The sequence below is a fragment of the Brachybacterium sp. NBEC-018 genome (genome assembly GCF_024860185.1).
Lineage (GTDB): Bacteria > Actinomycetota > Actinomycetes > Actinomycetales > Dermabacteraceae > Brachybacterium > Brachybacterium rhamnosum.
Genome location: NZ_CP100650.1, coordinates 2,825,567 through 2,848,037, shown reverse-complemented (window position 1 = coordinate 2,848,037; position 22,471 = coordinate 2,825,567). Strand labels below are relative to the sequence as shown.

Here is a 22,471-nt window from a genome sequence, read left to right as displayed (position 1 = left end):
CCGGCCGTCAGGGCCCCGTCGGGACCGGGACGCTCAGGCGCGGGGCCGGGAGTAGATGCCCTCGATGACCTCGGAGAAGTCCTTGACGACGATGTTCCGCTTGAGCTTCAGCGAGGGCGTGAGGTAGCCGTTCTCCTCGGTGAAGTCCGTGTCGATGACCTCGAACACGCGGATCGACTCGGCCCGCGAGACGGTCTGGTTCGCGCGGTCCACGGCCGTCTGCAGCTCCGCGTAGATCCGCTCGTCCTTCGCGGCCTCGGCGACGGTCATCTCCGGGAGCCCGTTGTTCCGCAGCCAGGTCGGCAGCATCTCCTCGTCGAGGGTGAGGACGGCCGCGACGAACGGCTTCTGATCGCCCACGACCATGCACTGGCTGATCAGCGGGTGGGAGCGCAGCACGTCCTCGAGCGGCGCGGGGGAGACGTTCTTGCCGCCCGCGGTGACGATGAGCTCCTTGGTGCGCCCGGTGATCGAGATGGAGCCGTCCTCGTCGAGGGAGCCGAGGTCACCGGTGTGGAACCAGCCGTCCTTGAGCGCCTCGGCCGTCGCCTCGGGGTTGTCGTGGTAGCCCTTGAACACCATGACGCCCTTGACCAGGATCTCGCCGCTGTCGGCGATCGCCACGGCGGAGCCCGGCAGCGGCGGGCCGACGGTGCCCGGCTTCACGTCCCAGGGCATGTTCACGGCGACGGGCGCGGTGGTCTCGGTGAGGCCGTAGCCCTCGAGGATCGTCACGCCGATGCCGCGGAAGAAGTGCGCGAGGCGCTCGCCGAGCGGGGCGCCGCCCGAGACGGCCCAGCTCACCTGACCGCCCATCGCGTTGCGCAGCGTCGAGTAGACGAGGCGGTCGAACAGGGCGTGGCGGAGCCGGAGCGTGACGGGCACCGAGCCGGCCATCTTCGCGCGGGACCAGGCGATGGCGGTCTCCGCGGCCATGGCGAAGATCTTCCCCTTGCCGCCGGCGACGGCCTTCGCCTCCGCGCCGTTGTAGACCTTCTCGAACACGCGCGGCACGGCGAGCAGGAAGGTCGGGCGGAAGGCCTCGAGGTCCGGCAGCAGGTTCTTGGTGTCCGGGGTGAACGCCGTGGTCGCCGGGTGCGAGACGGCGAGCACCGTGAGCAGGCGCGCGAAGACGTGCGCGAGCGGGAGGAACATGAGCATCCGCGACCCAGGGGGGAGGACGACGTCCCCGAGCAGGGTCACCGCGCTGCGGGTGGTGTCCACGAAGTTGCCGTGCGTGAGCTCCACGCCCTTGGGTCGGCCGGTGGTGCCGGAGGTGTAGATGATCGTGGCGACGTCGGCGAGCGACTGGGCCGTGCGACGGGCCTCGAGGTCCTCGTCGGCGACCTGGGCGCCGCGCTCCTTGAGGACGTCGAGGATGCCGTCCTCGAGCACGCCGATCTGCTCGAGCGCGGGGAGCTCGCCGCGCACGGACTCCATGTCCTCGCGGTGACGGGCCTGCTCGACGATCGCGAAGCGCACCCCGGAGTTCGAGGCGATCCACTGGATCTGGCTGGGGGAGGAGGTCTCGTAGATCGGCACGGGCACGCCGCCGATCCACCAGGTGGCCCAGTCCACGAGGGTCCACTCGTAGGAGGTCCGGGCCAGGATCGCGACCGCGTCGCCGACCTGCATCCCCGAGGCCATGAGCCCCTTCGCCACCGCGCGCACCTCGTCCAGGAACTCCTGGCCCGACATCGGCACGAAGGCCCCGGCGTCGTCCCGACGCTCGAAGACCGGAATCGAGGGGTGGGACGCCACCCTCCCCAGCAGGAGGTCCGTGATGTTCTCGTCCTCGCGGCTGGTGTGCTGGGCGGCCGTGCCGTACTGCTTCATCGAATCTCCTTCGATCCGGGTCGTGCCCCCGCTCCGCGAGCGGCGCGGGCGTCCGGATGCGCTGGTGGGGGGTCGAGGCGAGTGTACGGCAGGGCACCGTACGATGTGGGCGGCCAGCTGGCCGGACGACCTGGATGACTTGGACGACGTGGAAGGGGAGCCATGCTCTCGATCGGTGTGGACATCGGCGGCACGAAGATCGCGGCGGGCGTGGTCGACGAGGACGGACGCATCATCGCCTCGACCACCCGACGCACCCCGGCCACCGATGCCGAGCTCATCGAGGCGGGCGTGGCGGACGCCGTCACGGAGCTGCGGGCGCAGCACGAGGTCGTCGGCGTCGGGGTGGGGGCCGCGGGATTCGTGGACGCCGATCGCCGCGTGGTGCGCTTCGCCGCGAACCTCGCCTGGCGCGACCGGGCGCTCGCGGAGCACCTCGAGACCGCCACCGGCCTGCCCGTCGTCGTCGAGAACGACGCGAACGCGGCCGGCTGGGCGGAGTACCGCTTCGGCGCCGCGCGCGACGCGGCCCACATGCTCATGGTCACGGTCGGCACGGGCCTCGGCGGCGCCGTGGTCCTGGACGGGCGCATGCTGCGGGGCAACGGCGGATTCGCCGGCGAGATCGCGCACATGACCGCCGTGCCCGACGGCCAGTGGTGCGGCTGCGGCCGCCGCGGCTGCCTCGAGCAGTACACCTCCGGCACCGCCCTCGTGCGGGCGGCGAAGCATCGCGCGGCGATCGGCGACCCGGTCATGGAGCCGCTCGTCGCCGCCGCCGGCGGGGACCGGGAGGAGATCACGGGCCCGCTCGTCACGCGCCTCGCGCAGCAGGGCGACCCGGGGTCGGTGGATCTCCTCCACGACCTGGGCGCGGCGCTCGGCCGGGGCGTGGCCTCGATCGCGGCGCTGCTGGACCCGGGGGCGATCGTGGTGGGAGGCGGTGTCGCCGCGGCCGGCGACCTGCTGCTCGAGCCGGCGCGCGCCGCCTACGAGGAGGATGTCACCGCGCGGATGCACCGCCCGATGCCCACCTGGGCGATCGCCGCGATGGGCAACGAGGCGGGGATCGTCGGCGCGGCGGACCTCGCCCGCTGAGTCGCCCACGGGCGGACGCGCGAGGGGATCAGAGCTCGATCCCCTCGTCGTCCCCCTTCCGGCGGGTGGGCACCTGCAGCAGCAGCGCGATCAGCCCGCCCACGGCGATCAGACCGCCGAGACCGCCGAGCCAGGCCGGCAGGGTCGCGGAGACGGTCGCGACGAGCAGCAGCACGAGACCGCCGACGAGCGCCGTCCAGGACCACAGCATGGGGGAGGACGTCGGCGCGAGGTCGGGGTCCGGCGGCACGAAGTCGCCGAGCAGGGCGGCCTCCTCCTCGTCCTCGGCCTCCCGGTCCCCGGGAGCGGGGCGCGCGCCGGCCGAGGGGTGAGCGGCGCGGGCCCGGGCGCGGGACTCCTCGCTCGTCACGGCGGGGGCGTCGTCCGTCCCGCCCTCCCACGGGTCCTCGTCCTCGTCGAGACGGGCGGGGTCCTCCGCGGCCGGCTCGCGGGGCGCCTCGCCGGGGCCCACCACGAGCCCCTCGTCGGCGAGCATCCGCGAGAACTCTGCGTCGACGTCCCGGCCCTCCGGGCGCTCCTCCCGCGGCGCGGTCACGTCGGCCGCCCGGGAGCGGGGACGTGCCGGTCCAGGAACACCGCCGAGCGCTCGAAGAGCAGCTCCGCGTCGTGGTCCAGCGGCGCCAGGTGATAGCTGCGGGGGAGCGGCAGGCGCTCGACGGGGCCGCTCACGCCGGCCGCGACGATGTCGCTGTCGCCCGCCGGGACGGTGTGGTCCTGCGGCGAGGTCGCGAGCAGCAGCGGGACCTCGACCGCGCCGAGACCGGCCCGGGTGCGGGCGAAGAGCCGGCGGAGCTGGGCGACGGCCCGCGTGGGCGTGCGGTCGTAGGCCTCCTCCACGGCGCCGGGCAGGGCGATGTCCGAGCCGATCGGGGCGACGGAGCGCACGACGGGGGCGATCAGCCCGGCGACGTGGGCGACCGGGGGCACGGTCATCCCCGGGTTCACGGCGACGAGCGCCGCGATCCTCCCGCGCAGCGCCGGGTCCTCCCCGAGGGCGAGGGTCAGCGCGCCGCCCATCGACAGCCCGCCGATCGCGATCGGGCCGTGGTCCTCGGAGAGTGCGAGCGCCGCGTCCCGCAGTGCGCCGTACCAGTCCTGCCAGGTGGTGCCCGCGAGGTCCTGCCAGCGGGTGGCGTGACCGGGCAGCAGCGGCAGCTCGACCTCCCAGCCGCGCTCCGCGTGGTGCTCCGCCCAGGGCCGCAGCGACTGGGGCGATCCCGTGAACCCGTGGCACAGGAGCAGCCCGCCGCGGGGACTAGAGTGACCCCGCGCACGCCACGGCCGGGACAGTTCGCTGAACGTCATGTGCCCATCGTCGCACCCGCGCCCGCGTGCTTCATCACGGGCCCCGTCCCCGACCCCGGGCAGATCGCCCGCGGGAGCACCCCGCCGCCCCAGGAGGAGACCGGATGCTCTACGACATCGCCAAAGGACCCGTGCGGACCGTGATCCGCGCCGTGTGGCGCCCCGACCTGCGCGGCGCCGACCGCATCCCCGCGACCGGCCCCGTCGTGCTCGCGTCGAACCACTGCGCCTACTCCGACACCGTCATCCTCCCCGCGCTCATCGAGCGCACCGTCCACTTCCTCGGCAAGTCGGACATGTTCTCGAGCCGCTCGGCGGCCGGGCGGATCGGCGGCTGGATCATGCGCCAGCTCCGGGTGATGCCCGTGGACCGTGCCGGGGGCAGCGCCTCGGAGGCGGCGATCGGCGCCGGGCTCGCGGTGCTGAGGTCCGGCGGTGTGCTCGGCATCTATCCGGAGGGGACGCGCAGCCCGGACGGTCGGCTGCACCGCGGCAAGACGGGTGTCGCGCGGCTCGCGCTCGCCGTGGACGCTCCGATCGTGCCGGTCGCGATGATCGGCAGCTTCGAGGCCCAGCGGGGCCGCCGGTTCCTCCCGCGGCGTCACCCGCGGATCCGGGTGCTGGTGGGGGAGCCGATCGACGCGCCCGCGATCGCCCGGTCGCTCGGCGACGCGGAGCGCGCCGTCGTGCTGCGCGCCGTGACCGACGCGGTCATGGACGCGATCGCGGAGATGTCCGGGCAGGAGCGGGTCGACGAGTACGCCGGGGACGTCAAGCGCCGCCTGCGCGAGGCGGCGAGCCCGGCCTCGCGGGGCGCCCGCCGCTCCTGAGCGCGCTCGCCGCGCGGCCGGGACCCGCTGCCCGGACCGCGGACGTTCCGAGGCCCGGACCGTGGGCGGGGGAGCTCCGCGGGGCCCGTACCCTGTGGGGGTGACCCAGTTCAGTCCCGATGCCCCTGCCCGCGCCCACTCCTTCACGCTCTCGGCGGCCGATGACGGCCTCGCCGCGCTCGGGGGCTGGCGCGAGTATCCGCGGGTCCAGCAGCCGATGTGGCCGTCGGAGGACGCCCGCGCACAGGTCTTCGACCGCCTGCGCGCCGCGCCGCCGCTGGTCTTCGCCGGCGAGGTGGACGTGCTGCGCTCGCGGCTCGCGGCCGCCGCGCAGGGCGAGGCGTTCCTGCTCCAGGGCGGGGACTGCGCCGAGACCTTCGCGGACTCCACGGCGGACAGGATCCGCAACAAGATCCGCACCATCCTGCAGATGTCCGCGGTGCTCACCTACGGCGCCTCCGTGCCGGTGGTGAAGATGGGCCGCATGGCGGGCCAGTTCGCCAAGCCCCGTTCCTCGGACACCGAGACCCGTGACGGCGTCACCCTGCCGACCTACCGCGGTGACGCCGTGAACGCCTACGCGTTCACGGAGGAGTCGCGCCTCCCGGACCCGCAGCGACTGTGGGAGACCTACACGACGAGCGCCTCGACGCTGAACCTGCTGCGCGCCTTCACGGGCGGCGGGTTCGCGGACCTCCGCGAGGTGCACTCGTGGAACCGCGGCTTCACCTCGGGCCCCGGCTACGACCGCTACGAGGAGCTCGCCGGTCAGATCGACAAGGCGATCCGGTTCATGGACGCGATCGGCGCGGAGTTCGACTCGCTCAAGGTCGTCGAGTTCTTCTCCTCCCACGAGGCGCTGCTGCTCGACTACGAGGAGGCGCTCTCCCGTGTGGACTCGCGCACGGGCGAGATCTACGGCTGCTCGGGCCACTTCCTGTGGATCGGGGAGCGCACCCGCCAGCTCGACGGCGCCCACGTGGACTTCATGTCCAAGCTCCGCAACCCCATCGGGGTCAAGCTCGGGCCGAACGCCTCGGTCGACGACGCGCTGCGCCTGATCGACCGCCTCGATCCCGACCGCGAGCCGGGGCGTCTGACCTTCATCACCCGGATGGGCGCCGACAGGATCCGCGACGCCCTCCCGGCGCTCGTCGAGGGCGTCCGGGACGCGGGCGCCCGTCCGGCATGGGTCACCGACCCGATGCACGGGAACACGATCACCTCGTCCAACGGCTACAAGACCCGCCGCTTCGAGGACATCCTCGACGAGGTCGTGGGCTTCTTCGAGGTGCACCAGTCGCTCGGGACGGTCCCGGGCGGGCTCCACATGGAGCTCACCGGCGACGACGTGACCGAGGTCCTCGGCGGCAGCGGGCACATCGACGAGGCGGGTCTCGAGCGGCGCTACGAGACGCTCGTGGATCCCCGTCTGAACCACCAGCAGTCCCTCGAGCTCGCGTTCCTCGTGGCGGAGATGCTCTCCCGTCGCTGAGCCGGCGCGATGTCCGGCTGCACGCAGGGGCGGTGCGATCCTCGGATCGCACCGCCCCTGCGCCGTCCCGGGAGCGGGAGGGTCAGAAGACCGAGATGGTGACCGTGGAGCCCTTGGCGACCTGGTCGCCGGCCGTCGCGGACTGCTGGTAGACGAGGCCGAAGGCGGGATCGCCCTTGGGATGCTCCACGGAGACCTTCAGCCCGGCGGCCTCGAGCGCCGAGCGGGCGTCCGCCTCGGACTTCTTGAAGACGTCCGGGACCGTGACCATCTCGGGTCCCTGCGAGATCACGAGGTTGACCGTGTCCCCGCGGTGGAGGGTGCCGGAGGCGGGGGACTGCGAGACGACCGAGCCCTTGGGCACGCTGCTCGAGTGGGCGCTCGAGGTGGTGACCGTGAACCCGGCTCCCTCGAGCGCGCTGCGCGCGGCGTCCGCGCCCCGGCCGGTCTGGTCGCTCACCGCGATCGGCACCCGGCCCTGGGAGACGACGACGTGGACCTCCCCGCCCTCGGGGAGGGAGTCGGCCTCCTGGCTCTGGGAGATGATCTCGCCCTTCGCGACGGTCTCGGAGTACTCCGGGTCGTCCTCGACGAGCACGAGGTTCTGCGCCTCGACCGCGTCGCGCGCCCCGTCCACGTCGAGCCCCGTGAGATCGGGGACCTCGAAGACCTGCTCGCCGCGCGAGACGACGAGCTCCACGGGGGTGCCCTTCTTCACGACGCCTCCGCTGCTGGGGCTCGCGGAGATGACGTGGCCGGCGGGGACCGTGTCGTCGTAGCGCTCGACGGTGCGGATCGTGAGATCGGCCGAGTCGAGCGCCTGCTCGGCGTCGGTGAGCTGGGTCCCCACGAGCACCGGGATCGTGCGGTCGGCCCCGGGGCCGGTGTTCGCGTACCAGTCGACACCGCTCCAGGCGCCGGTGCCGAGCGCCGCGACGAGCGATCCGATCGCGAGCATCGCGGCCGGACGCGAGCGGCGACGCGCCGCGAGCGGCAGATGGCGCCCTCGCCGGGTGCGGGGTGCGCGCATGACGACGGTCCGCGGAGGCTCCTCCGCGCCCTCGCCGCCTCCGTCGGAGGGGGCGTCCTCCCCGGTGTCGGGGAGCGGCTCGGGGCCGACGGCACGACGCGCGGCCGGATCGGCGTCGGCGTCGGCGTCGGCGTCGGCGGCATCGTCGGCCACGACGACGGGGGCGTCGGCCTCAGACATGTCGACGTCGGGGGCCTCCGCGGCGAAGGAGCGTGGCCCGGTGCGCAGCGACGCGAGCGCCTCGTCGAGCCGCGCGGTCGCCAGGCGCACCTCGCCCGTGCTGGTGTCCGGTCCGTTCTCCAGCGAGCGCGGGCGGGTGGCGAGCACGCCGGCCGGGAGGGTCCGGCGCAGGTCCTGGACGCTGCGGAGCAGCTCGGCGGCGCTCGAGGGACGGTGCTCGACCGTGCGCGAGCTCGCCCAGGTGATGAGCGAGTCGAGCTCGGTGGGCACGCCCTCGACGCGGCCCGAGGGGGCGGGGATGTCCTCGTGGACGTGCTGGAAGGCGATGTGCACGGGCTGGTCGCCGGTGAAGGGCTGCACGCCGGTGAGCATCTCGAAGAGCACGACCCCGAGCGAGTACAGGTCGCTGCGCTCGTCCATCTGCCCGCGCGTGACGACCTCGGGGCTGATGTACGCGACCGTGCCGAGCAGGGTCGCGCTCGCGGAGGAGTTCGAGGTGCCGATCGCGCGCGCCAGCCCGAAGTCGGCGACCTTCACCGTCCCCTCGCGGTCGATGAGGATGTTCTCGGGCTTGATGTCGCGGTGGACGATCCCCGCGGCATGGGCGGCGACGAGAGCCTGGAGGGTCTGCGCGGTGACGTCGAGCGCATCCCCCACGGTGAGGCGCCCCTGGTCGGCGATGCGGGAGCGGAGGGTCACGCCCTCGACGAGCTCCATCGCGAGGTAGATGCGGTCCTCGTCCTCGCCCTGGTCGAAGACGCCCACGACGTTGCGGTGCGCGAGACGGGCCGCGGCGCGCGCCTCCCGACCGAAGCGCCGGCGGAAGTTCTCGTCGGTCGCGAGGTGGGGATGCATGATCTTGAGCGCCACGACGCGGTCGAGGCGCTGGTCATGACCGCGATACACGGTGGCCATGCCGCCGCGCGCGATCGGCTCCTCGACCCGGTAGCGGTCATCGAGGAGCAGGCTGATGCCGGGGGAAGTCGACGTCGCCGCGCTCACGAGGCCCACTGTAGGTCGGGCATCCGGGGAGAATCATGTGCGACACGGCGGCGGAGCGACCGGGATGCCCCGTGATGTCGGGAACACCCCGTGCGGCCGCACGGCCCGCGGCAGGCGCCGGGAGCGGCGCTGTGGCACCCTGGGGGACGTGGACGACCTCGAGAACCTCATCACCCAGTGGCTCCCCCTGCCCGACGTCGCCGAGCGCCTCGATGTCGAGGTCTCCCAGGTGCGACGGCTCATCGAGGAGGGGAAGCTCGTCGCCGTCCGCCGCGGCGACCCCGTGGTCCGCTCGGTCCCCGAGGAGCTGCTCGTCGACGGCGAGATCGCACCTCACCTCGCCGGGACGATCACCCTGCTGCGCGACGGCGGCTTCTCCGACGTCGAGCTGCTGGCCTGGCTCTTCCAGGCGGACGAGACCCTCCCGGGGCGGCCGATCGACCAGCTCCGGGCCGGACAGCGCGGAGAGGTGCGCCGGCGCGCGCAGGCCCTCGCCTTCTGACCGTCCGCTGACGGCCCGCCGCCCCGTCGCCGGCCAGGACCCGGGGCTCCCGCTCAGCCGCCGATCGACTCCACGTCGGTCGCGGAGTCCGCGATCGACTGCAGCCCGGTGACGCCCAGCGTTCCCAGCTCGCCGCCCTCCGCCGCCCGGGAGAGGATCGACCGGGCCCGCTCCGCGGCGGCGCGCACATCACGCACGACGGAGTCCACCGCGCCCGTCCGCACCATGAGCTCCTGCACCGCCGTGACGTCCTCGGCCGCGGCATCGGGCCTCCCGACGGTGCGCTCGAGCAGACGGCGGCCCGCCGCGTCCGCCGTGGCCACCGTGCGGGCCAGGAGCACCGTGCGCTTCCCCTCGACCACGTCGCCGCCGATCGGCTTCCCGGTCTCGTCGGCGTCGCCCACGACGCTGAGCAGGTCGTCCCGCAGCTGGAAGGCGGTGCCGATCTCGACGGCCCAGGTCGACAGCAGCTCGAGCGCCTCCGTCCCCGCCCCCATGAGCGCGGCCCCCGCGCGGACGGGCCGCAGCACCGTGTAGGGGACCGTCTTCCACCGGATCACGGCGAGCGCGGCCTCCTCCTCCGAGGGGGCGGACGTGAAGCCGCCCGCCTGGTGGAGGACGTCGAGGTACTGGCCGCTCATGACCTCCGTGCGCAGGCGCGCGAACTCGACCGCGGCGGCGGCGGGACGAGGGCCCGCCCCCGGGGACGCGACCTCGACGGCGAGCTGCTCGGACCAGCTGAGCGCGAGATCGCCGAGGACGATCGCGGTCGCGATGCCGAAGTCCGCGGCGGAGCCGTCCAGGCCCTGCTCACGGTGCGAGGTCGCCGCCTCGACGTGGAGGGCGGGACGCCCGCGACGGGTCGGGGAGTGGTCGATGACGTCGTCGTGCATGAGGGCGGCGGCCTGGACGAGCTCGATCGCCGTGCCGAGCGCGGCGAGACGGGACACCTCGTCCTCCTCGGGGGCGCGGCCGAGCGCCGCGATCCCGCCCCAGAAGCAGAAGCGCGGGCGCAGCAGCTTGCCCCCGGCGAGGTAGTCCTCGACCACGCCGACGAGCGCCTCGGCCTCGGGGGCGACGGCGCCGAGGTGGGCGCGGTGCGCGGAGAAGGTGCGCTCCCGGCTCTGCTCGATCGCGGCGACGAGCTGCGCGTCCAGCGCCTGGGGTGCGGTCGTGGTGCCGGTGGGTCCAGCGGAAGTCATCGGGGCGTTCCTCCGTACGGTGCGTCCCTGGATCCTCCCACGCCCCGCCGGGACCTCTCCTCCCCAACGTCCCGGCGTCCACACCGTCGGCCGTGCCTCCCCGGTCCGGGCCGGCACCGGTCAGGGTCGGGACATGACCACCCACGTCCCTGCCCCTGACGGCCCCCGCGCCCTGCGCCTCCACGACCCCGCCGAGCTCCTCGCCGGCATCCGCCTCTCCTTCGGCGAGCTGATCGCCGACGCCCTCGTGCTCGTCGGCCATGCCGGCGACGGCGGCACCCCTGTGCTCGCCCGCTCCGATCTGGTGACCCTGCTCGTCCCCGACGCCGAGCTCCAGCTGCGCCACCAGCTGGCCCTGCTGAGGGAGCAGGGCTGCACCGCCGCCGCGGGGGTCCTCGTGATCGGCGACGGCCGGGAGAGCCTGCTCCCCGGTCTCGTCGAGGACGCCGCGCTGTTCCTCGGTCCGCTGCTCCTGGGTGCCGCCCGGGACGAGGGGTGCTTCTCCCTCGGGCCGATGTGGGTGGTCGGCGACGGGACGGGGGTCGAGGTGATGCTCGGCGAGCGCTCCGAGTCGTGCGTCGAGGTCCTGGTCTCCCCGCCCCGGCGGCTCCGGGACTTCGAGGAGACGGACGTCGCCGTGCGGGCCGTCCTCTCCGGGGAGTCGCTCGTCGCACCGGTGGCCGCAGGTCCCGGGCTCGAGGAGCTCGGGCGGTCGCTGCGCCTGGGCGGCGAGAGGATGCCCGCCTTCGGCCGCCCCGGGGACGCGCACCTCGTGCAGCTGCTCGAGCGCAGCGGGGACACGATCGCGCGCCGCTGCGGCCCCGGCCCGGCGGGAGGTCACGACGGCTCGGTGACGGACTGTGAACACCTCGAGGAGCTGCTCAGCGCGCTCGCCCTGGACAGCGTGCACTGGGCGATCATCGGGATCTGCGCCGATCGGGGACGCGAGGGGCGGGTCCCGCGCGACGAGCTCCTCCAGGCCATCGCGAGCGACCCGGATCTCCGTCCCCACCCCGACGTCTGTGCAGGTGGGAGGTGGTACGAGACGCTCGAGGGGCTGCGGCTCCTCGCGCTCGCCGCGCAGGGCTCCGGGGACGCGGAGCATCGCGGGACCGCTGCTGCGGCGTGGAAGGGGGCGACCATCGCCCTCACGGTCCTGGCCTGGTGGAACCATCGCGGCGCGACGGCCGGGCATCTCGTGGAGGAGCTCCGGATCCACGATCCCGCCTCCACTCTGGCACCCTTGCTGACGCGCCTGATCGACACCCCGATCCGCCCGGCCTGGTGGCCGGAGCGCTGAGGAGGGCGCCGGACGAGAGGAGAGCGAGGCGGTGACCATGATCGGCGAGCGCAGGCCAGCCGCGGTGACCCTGCAGGACGACCGCGCACTCTCCGGCGGCGCGTGGCGCCCCGAGCTGGGCCCCGGGCACCGGAGCTTCGCGGGGATCGGCGATCTCCCCCTCGAGAGCGGCGACGTCCTCGCGGACGTCACGATGGCCTACGAGACCTGGGGGTCGCTCGACGAGGACCGCGGCAACGTCGTGCTCGTCCTGCACGCCCTCACCGGCGACTCGCACGTCATCGGCGCCCAGGACGCGTCCCACCCGAGCCCCGGCTGGTGGGAGGACCTCATCGGCCCCGGGAAGGCGATCGACACTGACCGCTGGTTCGTCATCGCCCCGAACGTGCTCGGCGGCTGCCAGGGCAGCACCGGGCCCAGCAGCCCGGCGCCCGACGGCAGGCCCTACGGCTCGCGGTTCCCCCTGCTGACCGTCCGTGACCAGGTGGCCGCGGAGCGGGCGCTGTGCGACCACCTCGGCCTCCTCGACCTCGCCCTCGTCATCGGCGGGTCGATGGGCGGCATGCGGGCGATCGAGTGGGCGTGCACCCACCCCGGGGCCGTGCAGCGCCTCGCCGTCATCGCCTCCTCCGCCCGGGCGAGCGCGGACCAGATCGCCTGGAACAGCGCGCAGATCGCCGCGATCCGCGCCGACGCCGGCTTCCACGGCGGCGACTACTACGACCTGCCGGCGGAGGAGGGGCCGCATCGCGGGCTCGGCGTCGCCCGCCGGATCGCCCACACCACGTACCGCACGGCCTCGGAGCTCGAGTCGCGTTTCGGGAACCAGGCGCAGCCGGGGGAGGACCCCTTCCGCGGCACGGGCCGCCACCAGGTGACGAGCTATCTCGACCACCATGCGGCGAAGCTCTCCCGCCGCTTCGACGCGAACTCCTACCTCGTGCTGGCCCAGTCGATGAACACCCACGACGTCGGCCGCGGCCGGGGCGGCACCGCCGCGGCGCTCGCCGCTGTGCGGGCCCGCACACTCGTCGTCGCGATCGACTCCGACCGGCTCTTCCCGCCCTCCCTCGTCGAGGAGACGGCGCGGTACGTCCCGGACGCCGCCTGGCACGTGGCCTCCTCGCCCGTCGGGCACGACGCCTTCCTGCTCGCGCACCCCGATCTGGACGAGTGGATCGCCCGCCTCCTGGCCAGCTAGGCTGGCGGGAGCCGGATCGGCGCGGAGTCGTCGCGGACCGGTCCGCACGCAGCGCACCCGCAGGAGGTTCACGCATGACGATCGTCGTGGGATTCACCCCGTCCGGTCAGGGCATGGCCGCGCTCGCCGCCGCCGTGCGCGAGGCGCGCCGCAGCCGGGACGCGCTCGTCATCGCCTCCCACACGTACCACCACCCCGAGCACGGCCCGGCCGTCGCCGGGGAGGAGGAGACGCGCAGCGCGCTCGCCGAGGTCGGCGGCGAGGACGTGGACTGGTCGCTCCACCGCAGCGGGGACCAGGAGGACGTGGGGGAGTTCCTGCTCTCCGCCGCCGCGGAGTCCTCCGCGCGCCTCCTCGTGATCGGCCTGCGCCGGAAGTCGCCGATCGGGAAGCTCAACCTCGGCGCCGCCGCCCGTCGCGTGGTGCTCGGCGCCGAGATCCCGGTGCTCGCCGTGAAGGACGAGACCCCGTCCGGCGCCCTCGCGTCCTGAGACCCTCCGCGCACGGCCGCACCGCCCCTGCACCTCGCGCTCCTCGTCGGAGCGCGGCTCCGCCCCCCGGGCGAGGTCTGCGTCACCGGTTCCCGCCCCCGGGGGACCATGGGAATAGACCGTGCCCGGAGACGTTATACTTTCCAGGCTTGACGGCACCGTGCCTTCGTGCGCCATGAACCCGGTGGGGACCGGGACGGAGTGAGGCGCCGGTACCCGTCAGCCGCGCGAGAAGACCGAACGCCACAGCGCGCTCGCACCGCAGGGTGCAGCGCCGGAAGAAGGAACTCTGTGACCTCCTCCAAGACCCTTGAGACCACCGCTGACACCACGACCGAGGTGGATGTGCAGGCCGAGGAGACCCCTGCCGCCGGCACCGCGGCGAAGAAGACCGCCGCGAAGCGCACCGGGGCGAAGACCGCCGCCAAGAAGCCCGCCGCCAAGAAGGCCACCGCCAAGAAGGCGGCCACGAAGGCCGCCGGCGAGGAGCCCGAGGTCGAGGAGCCCGAGGCCGAGGAGGCCGACGAGGCCACGGCGGAGAACACCGCCGCCGACGCCAAGGTCGAGGACCGCGGCGGCTTCGTGTTCAACGCCTCCGAGGACGACGCCCCCGCGCAGCAGGTCGTCACGGCCGGAGCGACCGCGGACCCGGTCAAGGACTACCTCAAGCAGATCGGCAAGGTCGCGCTGCTGAACGCGGCGCAGGAGGTCGAGCTCGCCGAGCGCATCGAGGCCGGCCTGTTCGCCGAGCAGCAGCTCAAGCGCGACGAGTCGATCGTCAAGACCAAGCAGGGCCGCGAGCTCGGCATGATCGCCGAGGACGGCCGCGCCGCGAAGGACCACCTGCTCGAGGCGAACCTCCGTCTCGTCGTGTCCCTCGCCAAGCGCTACACCGGGCGCGGCATGCTCTTCCTGGACCTCATCCAGGAGGGCAACCTGGGCCTCATCCGCGCCGTCGAGAAGTTCGACTACGCCAAGGGCTACAAGTTCTCCACCTACGCCACCTGGTGGATCCGCCAGGCGATCACGCGCGCCATGGCGGACCAGGCCCGCACGATCCGCATCCCGGTGCACATGGTCGAGGTCATCAACAAGCTCGCCCGCGTGCAGCGCCAGATGCTCCAGGACCTGGGCCGTGAGCCCACCCCGGAGGAGCTCGCCAAGGAGCTCGACATGACCCCGGAGAAGGTCGTCGAGGTCCAGAAGTACGGTCGCGAGCCGATCTCCCTGCACACCCCGCTGGGCGAGGACGGCGACAGCGAGTTCGGCGACCTCATCGAGGACTCCGAGGCGGTCGTCCCCGCGGACGCCGTGAGCTTCACCCTCCTCCAGGAGCAGCTCCACTCGGTGCTCGACACCCTCTCCGAGCGCGAGGCGGGCGTGGTCTCGATGCGCTTCGGCCTCGAGGACGGCCAGCCCAAGACCCTCGACGAGATCGGCAAGGTCTACGGCGTGACCCGTGAGCGGATCCGCCAGATCGAGTCGAAGACGATGAGCAAGCTCCGTCACCCCTCGCGCTCGCAGGTCCTGCGCGACTACCTCGACTGAGACGAGCGTTCCCGGCCCTCGCGGCCGGATCGCACGAGACGGCGCCGGCACCCCGTGGAGGGGGCCGGCGCCGTTCGGCGTCACGGGCGGGCCGGTGATCAGGGCACGGCGCGGATCGCGTCCACGGAGATCGAGCCCGACTCGGCTCCGCCCTCCTCGGCGTTGACGAACACGCTGAAGCGGGAGACGGCGGAGAGGGCCTCGGCGTCGAGGCGGCGGTCCGCGTTCGCGGTGTCCCAGGGCGCCGGTCGCCAGTCCTCCGTCGGGATGCTCGCGAGGAACGGGTCGGTGCCGGTGAGCGGGGGATATGCCTCGAAAGCGATCCCGCCGGCGACGAGCTGCAGCACCAGGCGGTTGCCCGAGCCGTCCGGGGCGATCCACGCCTCGACCGCGGAGCGTCCGGTCCAGTCGTCCTCGAGCGAGCGGCCTGCGCCGGTGTAGTCCTGCGCGGCGAAGGAGTAGCCGATCCCCATCGCGGCGTCGCCGTCCCCGACGACCTCCCCCTCTCCCGCGCGGAGCAGGCGGAGCTCGTTGACGGTCTGTGCGACCCAGGTGCGTGCGAGGGCCGTGCCGTCGCCGTAGCTCTCGAAGTCGTCGACGACGCCCGGCGGCAGCGCGGGCTCCTCGCCGAGGACGACGACGGAGCGGACGGCGAGAAGCTCGCGGTCGCCCCGGTGCACACGGAGGGTGAGCTCGCGCGTCGTGTTCGTCAACTCCTCGGCGACGGGCTCCCAGGTGCCCGTCCACCACGGCGAGGCGCCGGACGGCGGCGCGAGGGCGATCTCCGTGGCGCCCGCGGGGCCCTCGTCGGTGCTCACGGTGACACGGTGCCCGCGCCCCGGCAGGCCGGTGACCGCGGCGCGCAGGGTGACCGGTCCCGTCGCCGCGCGAGAGCCGTCCGCAGGGCTCGCGAGGTGGGCGACCACGGAGGTGGTGCTGCGGGTGCGGGTCGTGGTGAGGTCGGGGAGATCGGCGGCGAAGACGGTCGCGGGATCGTCGTGGAAGGCGCGGAAGTCCGCGAGCATCTCCCCGTCGACCGGCGTGTACGGGGCGGCGTCGCCACCGTAGTTGGCCCAGGTGAGCATGTAGGCGGTCCGGGCGGCGGCGTCGTCGGAGAGCATCGCGCGGAGCAGGTCGGTGTACCAGGTGAGGGAGACGTTCTCCCCGTCGGGGCGGACGCCGCCGTCGATGCCGAACTCCGTGAGGGCGCTGATCTTGCCCTTCTCCTCGGCGACGGCGGCCATCATGGCGAGGTCGGCCACGAGGCCCCGGGCGTAGGTGTCGGAGAGGCCGGAGGCGTCGTAGGTGTCGCAGCCGAGCACGTCGACGAAGTCGTCACCGGGGTAGGTGCGGAGGTAGGCGTCGCGGTCCCCGCCGAATCCGCCGCCGGGGGAGAAGGCGTAGAGCAGGTTGTGCACGCCGCGGGCGTCACGGAGGTGCTCGACGGTGAAGCGGAACAGCTCGATGTACTCGCCGGGCGTCCCGTTCCCGGAGCCCCACCAGAACCAGGCGCCGGCGTTCTCGTGCCAGGGCCGGACGATGATCGGGATCGCTTCGCCGGTGTCGTCGATCGCGTGGAGCGCCGTGGTCGCGAAGCGGTCCAGGTGCTCGACGAGGGCGGCGTGGCGACCTCCTCCGGGCAGCACGGCGCGCAGGGCGTCACCGGAGGTGTCGTAGAAGTCCCCGCCGGTCGCGAGATTCTCCATGTGCAGCGTCATGGTGCTGATCGCGCCGACGCGATGGGCCTGCTGGATGCTGCGGGCGAGGTCGAGGGCGCCCTGCTCCCGGTCCTCGCGGCTCATGCCGACGCGCTCGGGGGTGTCGAAGCCGATGACGGAGGGATGGTCCCCGGTCGCGGCCCGGACGTCCGAGGCGGTGCCGTCCGGGGTCGAGAACGACGAGCCCATCAGGAGGTCCTCCTGATGGCCGAGGAGGATGCCCTGGGCGGTCCGGTCGCGCAGAGCCGCGAAGAGCGAGCGGGTGCGGGCCGTCGCCTCCGGATCCGCGACGGTGATCGGGACGGGCGGGCCGTCGGCGAGCGCGGCTCCGGCGGGGGCGAGGGTCAGCCCGGCGAGGGCGGTGCCGAGCAGGAGGCTGCGGCGACGGAGAGGTGCTGTCACGGGGGAGTCCTTCCGAGGATCCCGGACGTCGCTGTCCGGGGAGCGCCGTCTCGGGTGAGCGGCACCGACATTCTTCCCTCACTTAATTAAAGGACGCAAGGAAGTGCTCCGGGCGCGGGACGCGGACGAGGGCGCCCACCAGCAGGTGGACGCCCTCGGATGCTCGGGTCCCGCAGGGGACGGGAGATCAGTCCTCGACCGGCTCCGGCTTCGCGTGGAGGCGCTCGGTCTCGTCGATGACCTCGGAGGCGATGTCCCTCAGGGCATCGCCGTGGGCGCGGGCGTGGTGCGCGCAGAAGAGCAGCTCGCCGCCGGCCTGCAGCACCACCTTGACGTACGCCTGGGCACCGCAGCGATCGCAGCGGTCCTTCGCCGTCAGGCGGGGGGCTTCGAGAGTGAGGTTCATGGGTCCTTTTGTAGCACCTGGGCCCGCGCGGGGGGGAGGGACTCGTGACCCGGTTCGCCAGGGGCGCAACAGCCTGTGACGCGCGTCCCCGTCGGGCCCGCGCCCCCGACGCCGACGGCGTGCGGGCGCGGGCAATACCGGGCCGGGAGGCCTCGCGGCCGTAGGATCGCAGGGTGTCCAGCTCCTCCACCTCCTCCCGTCCCGCGGCCTCCGCCTACGACGCCCGCAACCTCCAGGTCCTCGAGGGTCTCGAGGCCGTGCGCAAGCGTCCCGGCATGTACATCGGGTCCACCGACTCGCGCGGCCTCATGCACTGCCTATGGGAGATCCTCGACAACGCCGTGGACGAGGCCCTCGGCGGCAACGGCGACTCCATCGGCGTGCTGCTGCACCCCGACGGCTCCGTCGAGGTCCGGGACACCGGGCGAGGCGTCCCCGTCGACACGGAGCCCCGCACCGGCCTGACCGGCGTCGAGGTCGTGTACACGAAGCTCCACGCGGGCGGGAAGTTCGGCGGCGGCTCGTACGCCGCCTCGGGCGGCCTCCACGGCGTCGGCGCGAGCGTCGTCAACGCGCTCTCCGCGCGGCTCGACGTCGAGGTCGACCGCGCCGGGAAGACGTACGCGATGAGCTTCCAGCGCGGCCAGGCGGGCGTCTTCGAGGACGACGGCGACCCGAGCCCCACCGCGCCGTTCACCCCGGCGGACGGCCCCGCCGAGCTGCGGATCGTCGGCAAGGCCAAGCGCGGCGTCACCGGCACCCGCGTGCGCTACTGGGCGGATCCCCAGATCTTCATCAAGGGCAGCCACTTCTCCCTCGACGACCTCACCCGCCGCGCCCGCCAGACCGCCTTCCTCGTCCCCGGGCTCGAGATCGCGATCACCGACCACCGCCCCGAGGCGTCCCCGGACCAGCCCGCGACCCGCGCCTACCGCTACGACGGCGGCATCGCGGAGTTCGTGGACTACCTCGCCCAGGACCAGCGGATCACCGACGTCGTGCGGCTCCAGGGCACCGGCGAGTACACCGAGACCGTCCCCGTGCTGGACAGCAAGGGGCACATGGTCTCCCAGGAGGTCTCCCGCAGCTGCGAGGTGGACATCGCCCTGCGCTGGGGCGCGGACTACGACACGACCCTGCGCTCCTTCGTGAACATCGTCGCGACCCCCAAGGGCGGCACCCACGTCGCCGGCTTCGAGCAGGCCCTCGTGAAGGTGATGCGCAAGCAGGTCGAGAACCAGGCGCGGCGCGTGAAGTTCAACGCGAAGAACGAGAAGATCGAGAAGGACGACACCCTCGCCGGCGTCACCGCCGTCGTGAGCGTGCGCATCGACGAGCCGCAGTTCGAGGGGCAGACCAAGGAGGTGCTCGGCACCCCCGCGATCCGCCAGATCGTCGGCCGTGTCGTCGAGGAGCGCCTGACGGCCTTCCTCACCTCGACCGCGAAGGGCGAGAAGGAGCAGGCCGCGCTCGTCATCGACAAGGTCGTCTCCGAGATGCGCGCCCGCATCGCCGCCCGCATGCACAAGGAGGTCTCGCGGCGCAAGAACGCCCTGGAGTCCTCGACCATGCCCACCAAGCTCGCCGACTGCCGCTCGACCGACGTCGAGCGCTCCGAGCTGTTCATCGTCGAGGGCGACAGCGCGCTCGGCACCGCGAAGCACGCCCGCTCCTCGGAGTTCCAGGCCCTGCTGCCGATCCGCGGCAAGATCCTCAACACCCAGAAGGCGTCCATCACGGACATGCTCAAGAACGCCGAGTGCGCGGCGATCATCCAGGTGATCGGCGCGGGCTCGGGACGCACCTTCGACCTCGACGCGGCCCGCTACGGCAAGATCATCATGATGACCGACGCCGACGTCGACGGCGCCCACATCCGGACGCTCCTGCTCACGCTCTTCCACCGCTACATGCGTCCCCTCGTGGAGGCCGGGCGGGTCTACGCCGCGGTGCCCCCGCTGCACCGCGTCGAGATCGTCCACGGCGGCTCCAAGAAGAACGAGCTCGTCTACACCTACTCCGAGGCGGAGCTGCTGCGGCTGCTGAAGAACCTCGAGAAGCGCGGCAAGCGCTACAAGGAGCCGATCCAGCGCTACAAGGGCCTCGGGGAGATGGACGCCGACCAGCTCGCGGACACCACGATGGACCCCCGTCACCGCACCCTGCGGCGGGTCCGCATCGAGGACGCCGAGGCGGCGAGCTCCATGTTCGAGCTGCTCATGGGCTCCGACGTGGCGCCCCGCAAGCAGTTCATCATCGAAGGAGCCGAGGAGCTCGACCGGGAGAGGATCGACGCATGAGCGTCTCCGTGCGCGTCATCCCCTGCCTCGACGTCGACGCCGGTCGCGTCGTCAAGGGCGTGAACTTCCAGGACCTGCGGGACGCCGGCGACCCCGTCGAGCTCGCCGCCCGCTACGACCTCGAGGGAGCGGACGAGCTCACCTTCCTCGACGTGACCGCCTCCTCCTCCGGCCGCTCGACCATGATCGACGTCGTCCGGCGCACCGCCGAGCAGATCTTCATCCCGCTCACCGTGGGCGGCGGCGTGCGCAGCGTCGACGACGTCGACCAGCTGCTGCGCGCCGGCGCGGACAAGTGCGGGGTGAACACCGCCGCGATCGCCCGCCCCGCGCTCGTGAGGGAGATCGCCGAGCGCTTCGGCAACCAGGTCCTCGTGCTCTCGATCGACGCCCGCCGCGTCACCGAGGACACCCCCGAGGGCAGCGCGCGCACGGGATCCGGCTTCGAGGTGACCACCCACGGCGGTCGCCGCGGCACCGGGATCGACGCGATCGCCTGGATCCGCGAGGTCTCCGAGCGGGGTGCGGGAGAGATCCTGCTGAACTCGATGGACGCCGACGGCACGAAGGACGGCTTCGACCTCGAGCTCATCACGCTCGCCCGTGAGGCGACCGGGGTGCCGCTCATCGCCTCCGGCGGGGCGGGCACGCCCCAGGACTTCGCCCCCGCCGTGCACGCCGGGGCCGATGCCGTCCTCGCAGCGAGCGTCTTCCACTTCGGGACGATGACGATCGGCGAGGCGAAGGCCGCCATGGCGGCCGACGGCATCTCCGTGCGGTGAGCATCCCGCTGGGCAGCGGGCCGGACGACAGCGGCTCCGGCGGCGTCCTCGCACCCCTCGACGTCGCCGCACCCGTGCTGGAGCCGCACAGTCGTCGGCGCGTCCTGGCGGCCCGTGCCGTGCTGGCCCTCCTGCTCGCCCTCGCGGTCGGAGCGGCCTGGCTCGTGTGGGACAACCGTCGGCTCGTCGTCACCGCGGTCGACGTCGCCGCGAGCACCTGGCCCGCGGGGGAGCGGCCGCTGCGGATCGCCCACGTCTCCGATCTCCACGGCGGCGGGGACAGCGCCGCCCGCGCCGCGCTCGTGGAGGCCGTCGCCGCGCAGCACCCGGACCTCGTCGCGATCACCGGTGATCTGGTGGACCGCCGCACGCGGGACCTCTCCGGGGCGCTCGCGGTCGCGTCCTCGCTGGCCGGGATCGCGCCGACGACGATGGTGCTCGGCAACCACGAGGCGGACTCCCCGCTGCGCGATGAGCTGCTCACGGGCCTCGAGGGCGCGGGGGTGCAGGTGCTCCGCGACGAGGCGACCACGATCGAGGTGCGGGGCACGACCGTGACCGTCGCCGGGATCGACGACCCGCGGGTCGCCTCGGTGGAGGGCGTCGTCCCCGCGGACCCGGGCACGGTGCTCGACTCCCTGCGCCTCCCCGCGGACGCTCCGGTCGTGCTGCTCGCCCATCGCCCCGAGCTCTGGGAGCACTACGTGCGGGAGGACGTGGACCTCGTGCTCTCCGGCCACGCCCACGGAGGGCAGGTGCGCGTGCCCGGGATCGGAGGTCTCTACGCGCCGCACCAGGGCTGGCTCCCCGCGCTCACCGAGGGCGCGCACGTGAGCGGGACGACGACCATGGTGATCAGCCGGGGCCTCGGCGACGGCATGCTCCCGGTGCGCGTGAACAATCCGCACGAGCTGGTGATCGTGGATCTCGCCGCCTCCCTCAGCGGCTGACCCTCCGCAGGCCCTGAGGTGCGCAGGGCAGCACGGACGAGACGGCCCCCGGTCCCGCGAGGGGCCGGGGGCCGGGGCGTCCGGGGCCGGGGTCACAGCACGTGCAGGACGCCGGAGGCGAGCAGTGCGCGCTGATGGCTGCGCTCCCGCTCCCGCAGGCGCTGCTCGTGGCGGAGCACCTCCTCCGGGGATCGGCCGCGCAGGAGCCTCCGCACGAGGAGCAGGGCGCCCGGGAGCGCGGGGTCCTGCGGGCGGGCCGGTACGGTGCCCGGCGCGGGGCGGTGCTCGTCCTCCGCGCGATCGGCGAAGCTGCGCTCGTCGAACACGGGGCGGTGCAGCGGCGCCGTCGGCGGCGGGGTGACGGGGAAGGAGGGATCGGTGGTGTCGGTGGGGGGATGACGGCGGTCGACGTCGAGCTGGATGCTCATCTGGGGTCTCCTGAGGCGGTGGTCACGATCCTTCGCCGGTGTGCGGACAGCACCTGACCGCGGATCGGGAGGGATCCGGGCAGGGGAGGGCGCGCGGCAGGACCGCAGGGGTGAGGGCAGGCGGAGCAGGCTCCGCCGGTGCGGGACGGGGACGCGGTGCGTCACCGGGGCCCGTCGGGCCTCCGCCCGGTCAGGGCGAGAGGCGGGTGGCCGTCAGCGGACGGCGGCGGTGCCGGTCGGCGTGCCGGGGCGGGAACCCCCGGGTCCGAATGCCTTCCGCGCGGCGGGCTGCCGCAGGGACCGGGGGATCGTCGCGCCCGGGACGGCCGGACCGGCCGCGGGGGCCGTGGTCGTGGTCGGGGTCGTGATCTCCATGGGATGTACTCCATCACGGCGCCCCGCCCGGGTCCAGCGGATAAACCTGCAGGCAGCACGACGCCCCGT

The 22,471-nt window shown here is 73.5% G+C and carries 19 protein-coding genes; 11 read left to right on the top strand and 8 right to left on the bottom strand.

Going from position 1 to position 22,471, the window contains the following annotated elements:
- Positions 1-33 precede the first annotated feature (33 nt).
- The gene (locus NLU66_RS12895) at positions 34-1,836 is read right to left on the bottom strand and encodes an AMP-dependent synthetase/ligase (protein ID WP_259360064.1); all 1,803 of its coding nucleotides are present in this window, start codon (positions 1,834-1,836) and stop codon (positions 34-36) included.
- A gap of 162 nt (positions 1,837-1,998) precedes the next feature.
- On the opposite strand from NLU66_RS12895, the gene NLU66_RS12890 reads away from it, so the two are divergent.
- Positions 1,999-2,934, top strand: coding sequence for an ROK family glucokinase (locus tag NLU66_RS12890; protein ID WP_259360063.1), 936 nt, complete (start codon positions 1,999-2,001; stop codon positions 2,932-2,934).
- Positions 2,935-2,962: 28 nt separating this feature from the next.
- On the opposite strand, the gene NLU66_RS12885 is transcribed toward NLU66_RS12890, so the two are convergent.
- Both NLU66_RS12885 and NLU66_RS12880 read right to left on the bottom strand, forming a co-directional pair.
- Positions 2,963-3,490 carry a hypothetical protein gene (locus tag NLU66_RS12885; protein ID WP_259360062.1) on the bottom strand — a complete coding sequence of 176 codons (528 nt, stop codon included), beginning with the start codon at positions 3,488-3,490 and terminating at the stop codon, positions 2,963-2,965.
- Positions 3,487-4,260: an alpha/beta hydrolase gene (locus tag NLU66_RS12880; protein WP_259360061.1), complete on the bottom strand. Its 774-nt coding sequence runs from the start codon at positions 4,258-4,260 to the stop codon at positions 3,487-3,489. The genes NLU66_RS12885 and NLU66_RS12880 overlap by 4 nt, the downstream gene beginning before the upstream one ends.
- A 104-nt stretch (positions 4,261-4,364) precedes the next feature.
- On the opposite strand from NLU66_RS12880, the gene NLU66_RS12875 reads away from it, so the two are divergent.
- Complete coding sequence (locus tag NLU66_RS12875) at positions 4,365-5,090, top strand: lysophospholipid acyltransferase family protein (protein ID WP_259360060.1); 726 nt, start codon at positions 4,365-4,367, stop codon at positions 5,088-5,090.
- A 100-nt stretch (positions 5,091-5,190) separates the two neighbouring features.
- A complete protein-coding gene (locus NLU66_RS12870) occupies positions 5,191-6,585 on the top strand; it encodes a class II 3-deoxy-7-phosphoheptulonate synthase (RefSeq protein ID WP_259360059.1) in 1,395 nt (464 codons plus the stop codon).
- An 82-nt stretch (positions 6,586-6,667) separates the two neighbouring features.
- On the opposite strand, the gene pknB is transcribed toward NLU66_RS12870, so the two are convergent.
- Entirely contained in the window at positions 6,668-8,797 is a 2,130-nt protein-coding gene (pknB, locus tag NLU66_RS12865) for a Stk1 family PASTA domain-containing Ser/Thr kinase (protein ID WP_259360058.1), read from the bottom strand.
- A gap of 148 nt (positions 8,798-8,945) precedes the next feature.
- Here pknB and NLU66_RS12860 point away from each other — a divergent pair, with 148 nt between their 5' ends.
- Positions 8,946-9,299, top strand: coding sequence for an Rv2175c family DNA-binding protein (locus tag NLU66_RS12860; RefSeq protein ID WP_259360057.1), 354 nt, complete (start codon positions 8,946-8,948; stop codon positions 9,297-9,299).
- A gap of 53 nt (positions 9,300-9,352) precedes the next feature.
- On the opposite strand, the gene NLU66_RS12855 is transcribed toward NLU66_RS12860, so the two are convergent.
- Positions 9,353-10,501, bottom strand: coding sequence for a polyprenyl synthetase family protein (locus NLU66_RS12855; RefSeq protein ID WP_259360056.1), 1,149 nt, complete (start codon positions 10,499-10,501; stop codon positions 9,353-9,355).
- A gap of 133 nt (positions 10,502-10,634) precedes the next feature.
- On the opposite strand from NLU66_RS12855, the gene NLU66_RS12850 reads away from it, so the two are divergent.
- The 4 genes from NLU66_RS12850 to NLU66_RS12835 all read left to right on the top strand — a co-directional run bounded on the left by NLU66_RS12850 (position 10,635) and on the right by NLU66_RS12835 (position 15,041).
- Complete coding sequence (locus NLU66_RS12850) at positions 10,635-11,801, top strand: hypothetical protein (protein WP_259360055.1); 1,167 nt, start codon at positions 10,635-10,637, stop codon at positions 11,799-11,801.
- 37 nt (positions 11,802-11,838) lie between these two features.
- Positions 11,839-13,002 carry a homoserine O-acetyltransferase MetX gene (metX, locus tag NLU66_RS12845; RefSeq protein ID WP_259362591.1) on the top strand — a complete coding sequence of 388 codons (1,164 nt, stop codon included), beginning with the start codon at positions 11,839-11,841 and terminating at the stop codon, positions 13,000-13,002.
- A 74-nt stretch (positions 13,003-13,076) separates the two neighbouring features.
- Positions 13,077-13,493 carry a universal stress protein gene (locus NLU66_RS12840; protein WP_259360054.1) on the top strand — a complete coding sequence of 139 codons (417 nt, stop codon included), beginning with the start codon at positions 13,077-13,079 and terminating at the stop codon, positions 13,491-13,493.
- Positions 13,494-13,661: 168 nt separating this feature from the next.
- On the top strand, positions 13,662-15,041 hold the full coding sequence (locus NLU66_RS12835; protein ID WP_323374423.1) for an RNA polymerase sigma factor: 1,380 nt from the start codon (positions 13,662-13,664) through the stop codon (positions 15,039-15,041).
- A gap of 98 nt (positions 15,042-15,139) precedes the next feature.
- Here the strand turns inward: NLU66_RS12835 and NLU66_RS12830 are convergent, their stop codons facing one another.
- Both NLU66_RS12830 and NLU66_RS12825 read right to left on the bottom strand, forming a co-directional pair.
- Positions 15,140-17,161 (bottom strand): glycoside hydrolase family 26 protein, encoded by a 2,022-nt coding sequence (locus NLU66_RS12830; protein WP_259360053.1) that lies wholly within the window; start codon positions 17,159-17,161, stop codon positions 15,140-15,142.
- A gap of 187 nt (positions 17,162-17,348) precedes the next feature.
- Complete coding sequence (locus tag NLU66_RS12825) at positions 17,349-17,567, bottom strand: hypothetical protein (protein ID WP_259360052.1); 219 nt, start codon at positions 17,565-17,567, stop codon at positions 17,349-17,351.
- Positions 17,568-17,740: 173 nt separating this feature from the next.
- Between NLU66_RS12825 and NLU66_RS12820 the strand changes: the two genes are divergently transcribed.
- The 3 genes from NLU66_RS12820 to NLU66_RS12810 are packed head-to-tail and all read left to right on the top strand — an operon-like array spanning position 17,741 to position 21,599.
- Positions 17,741-19,867 carry a DNA gyrase/topoisomerase IV subunit B gene (locus tag NLU66_RS12820; RefSeq protein ID WP_259360051.1) on the top strand — a complete coding sequence of 709 codons (2,127 nt, stop codon included), beginning with the start codon at positions 17,741-17,743 and terminating at the stop codon, positions 19,865-19,867.
- On the top strand, positions 19,864-20,649 hold the full coding sequence (gene hisF / locus NLU66_RS12815; RefSeq protein WP_259360050.1) for an imidazole glycerol phosphate synthase subunit HisF: 786 nt from the start codon (positions 19,864-19,866) through the stop codon (positions 20,647-20,649). Before NLU66_RS12820 ends, hisF begins: the two co-directional genes overlap by 4 nt.
- Entirely contained in the window at positions 20,646-21,599 is a 954-nt protein-coding gene (locus tag NLU66_RS12810) for a metallophosphoesterase (RefSeq protein WP_259360049.1), read from the top strand. The genes hisF and NLU66_RS12810 overlap by 4 nt, the downstream gene beginning before the upstream one ends.
- Positions 21,600-21,691: 92 nt before the next feature.
- Here the strand turns inward: NLU66_RS12810 and NLU66_RS12805 are convergent, their stop codons facing one another.
- On the bottom strand, positions 21,692-22,027 hold the full coding sequence (locus NLU66_RS12805; protein WP_259360048.1) for a hypothetical protein: 336 nt from the start codon (positions 22,025-22,027) through the stop codon (positions 21,692-21,694).
- Positions 22,028-22,471 lie beyond the last annotated feature (444 nt).

Coding starts and splice junctions, on each gene's coding strand:
- NLU66_RS12825 (WP_259360052.1), bottom strand. CDS start 17,567: ATGAACCTCACTCTCGAAGCCCCCCGCCTGACGGCGAAGGACCGCTGC.
- NLU66_RS12890 (WP_259360063.1), top strand. CDS start 1,999: ATGCTCTCGATCGGTGTGGACATCGGCGGCACGAAGATCGCGGCGGGC.
- hisF (WP_259360050.1), top strand. CDS start 19,864: ATGAGCGTCTCCGTGCGCGTCATCCCCTGCCTCGACGTCGACGCCGGT.
- NLU66_RS12875 (WP_259360060.1), top strand. CDS start 4,365: ATGCTCTACGACATCGCCAAAGGACCCGTGCGGACCGTGATCCGCGCC.
- NLU66_RS12855 (WP_259360056.1), bottom strand. CDS start 10,501: ATGACTTCCGCTGGACCCACCGGCACCACGACCGCACCCCAGGCGCTG.
- NLU66_RS12805 (WP_259360048.1), bottom strand. CDS start 22,027: ATGAGCATCCAGCTCGACGTCGACCGCCGTCATCCCCCCACCGACACC.
- NLU66_RS12880 (WP_259360061.1), bottom strand. CDS start 4,260: ATGACGTTCAGCGAACTGTCCCGGCCGTGGCGTGCGCGGGGTCACTCT.
- NLU66_RS12895 (WP_259360064.1), bottom strand. CDS start 1,836: ATGAAGCAGTACGGCACGGCCGCCCAGCACACCAGCCGCGAGGACGAG.
- metX (WP_259362591.1), top strand. CDS start 11,839: ATGATCGGCGAGCGCAGGCCAGCCGCGGTGACCCTGCAGGACGACCGC.
- NLU66_RS12850 (WP_259360055.1), top strand. CDS start 10,635: ATGACCACCCACGTCCCTGCCCCTGACGGCCCCCGCGCCCTGCGCCTC.
- NLU66_RS12840 (WP_259360054.1), top strand. CDS start 13,077: ATGACGATCGTCGTGGGATTCACCCCGTCCGGTCAGGGCATGGCCGCG.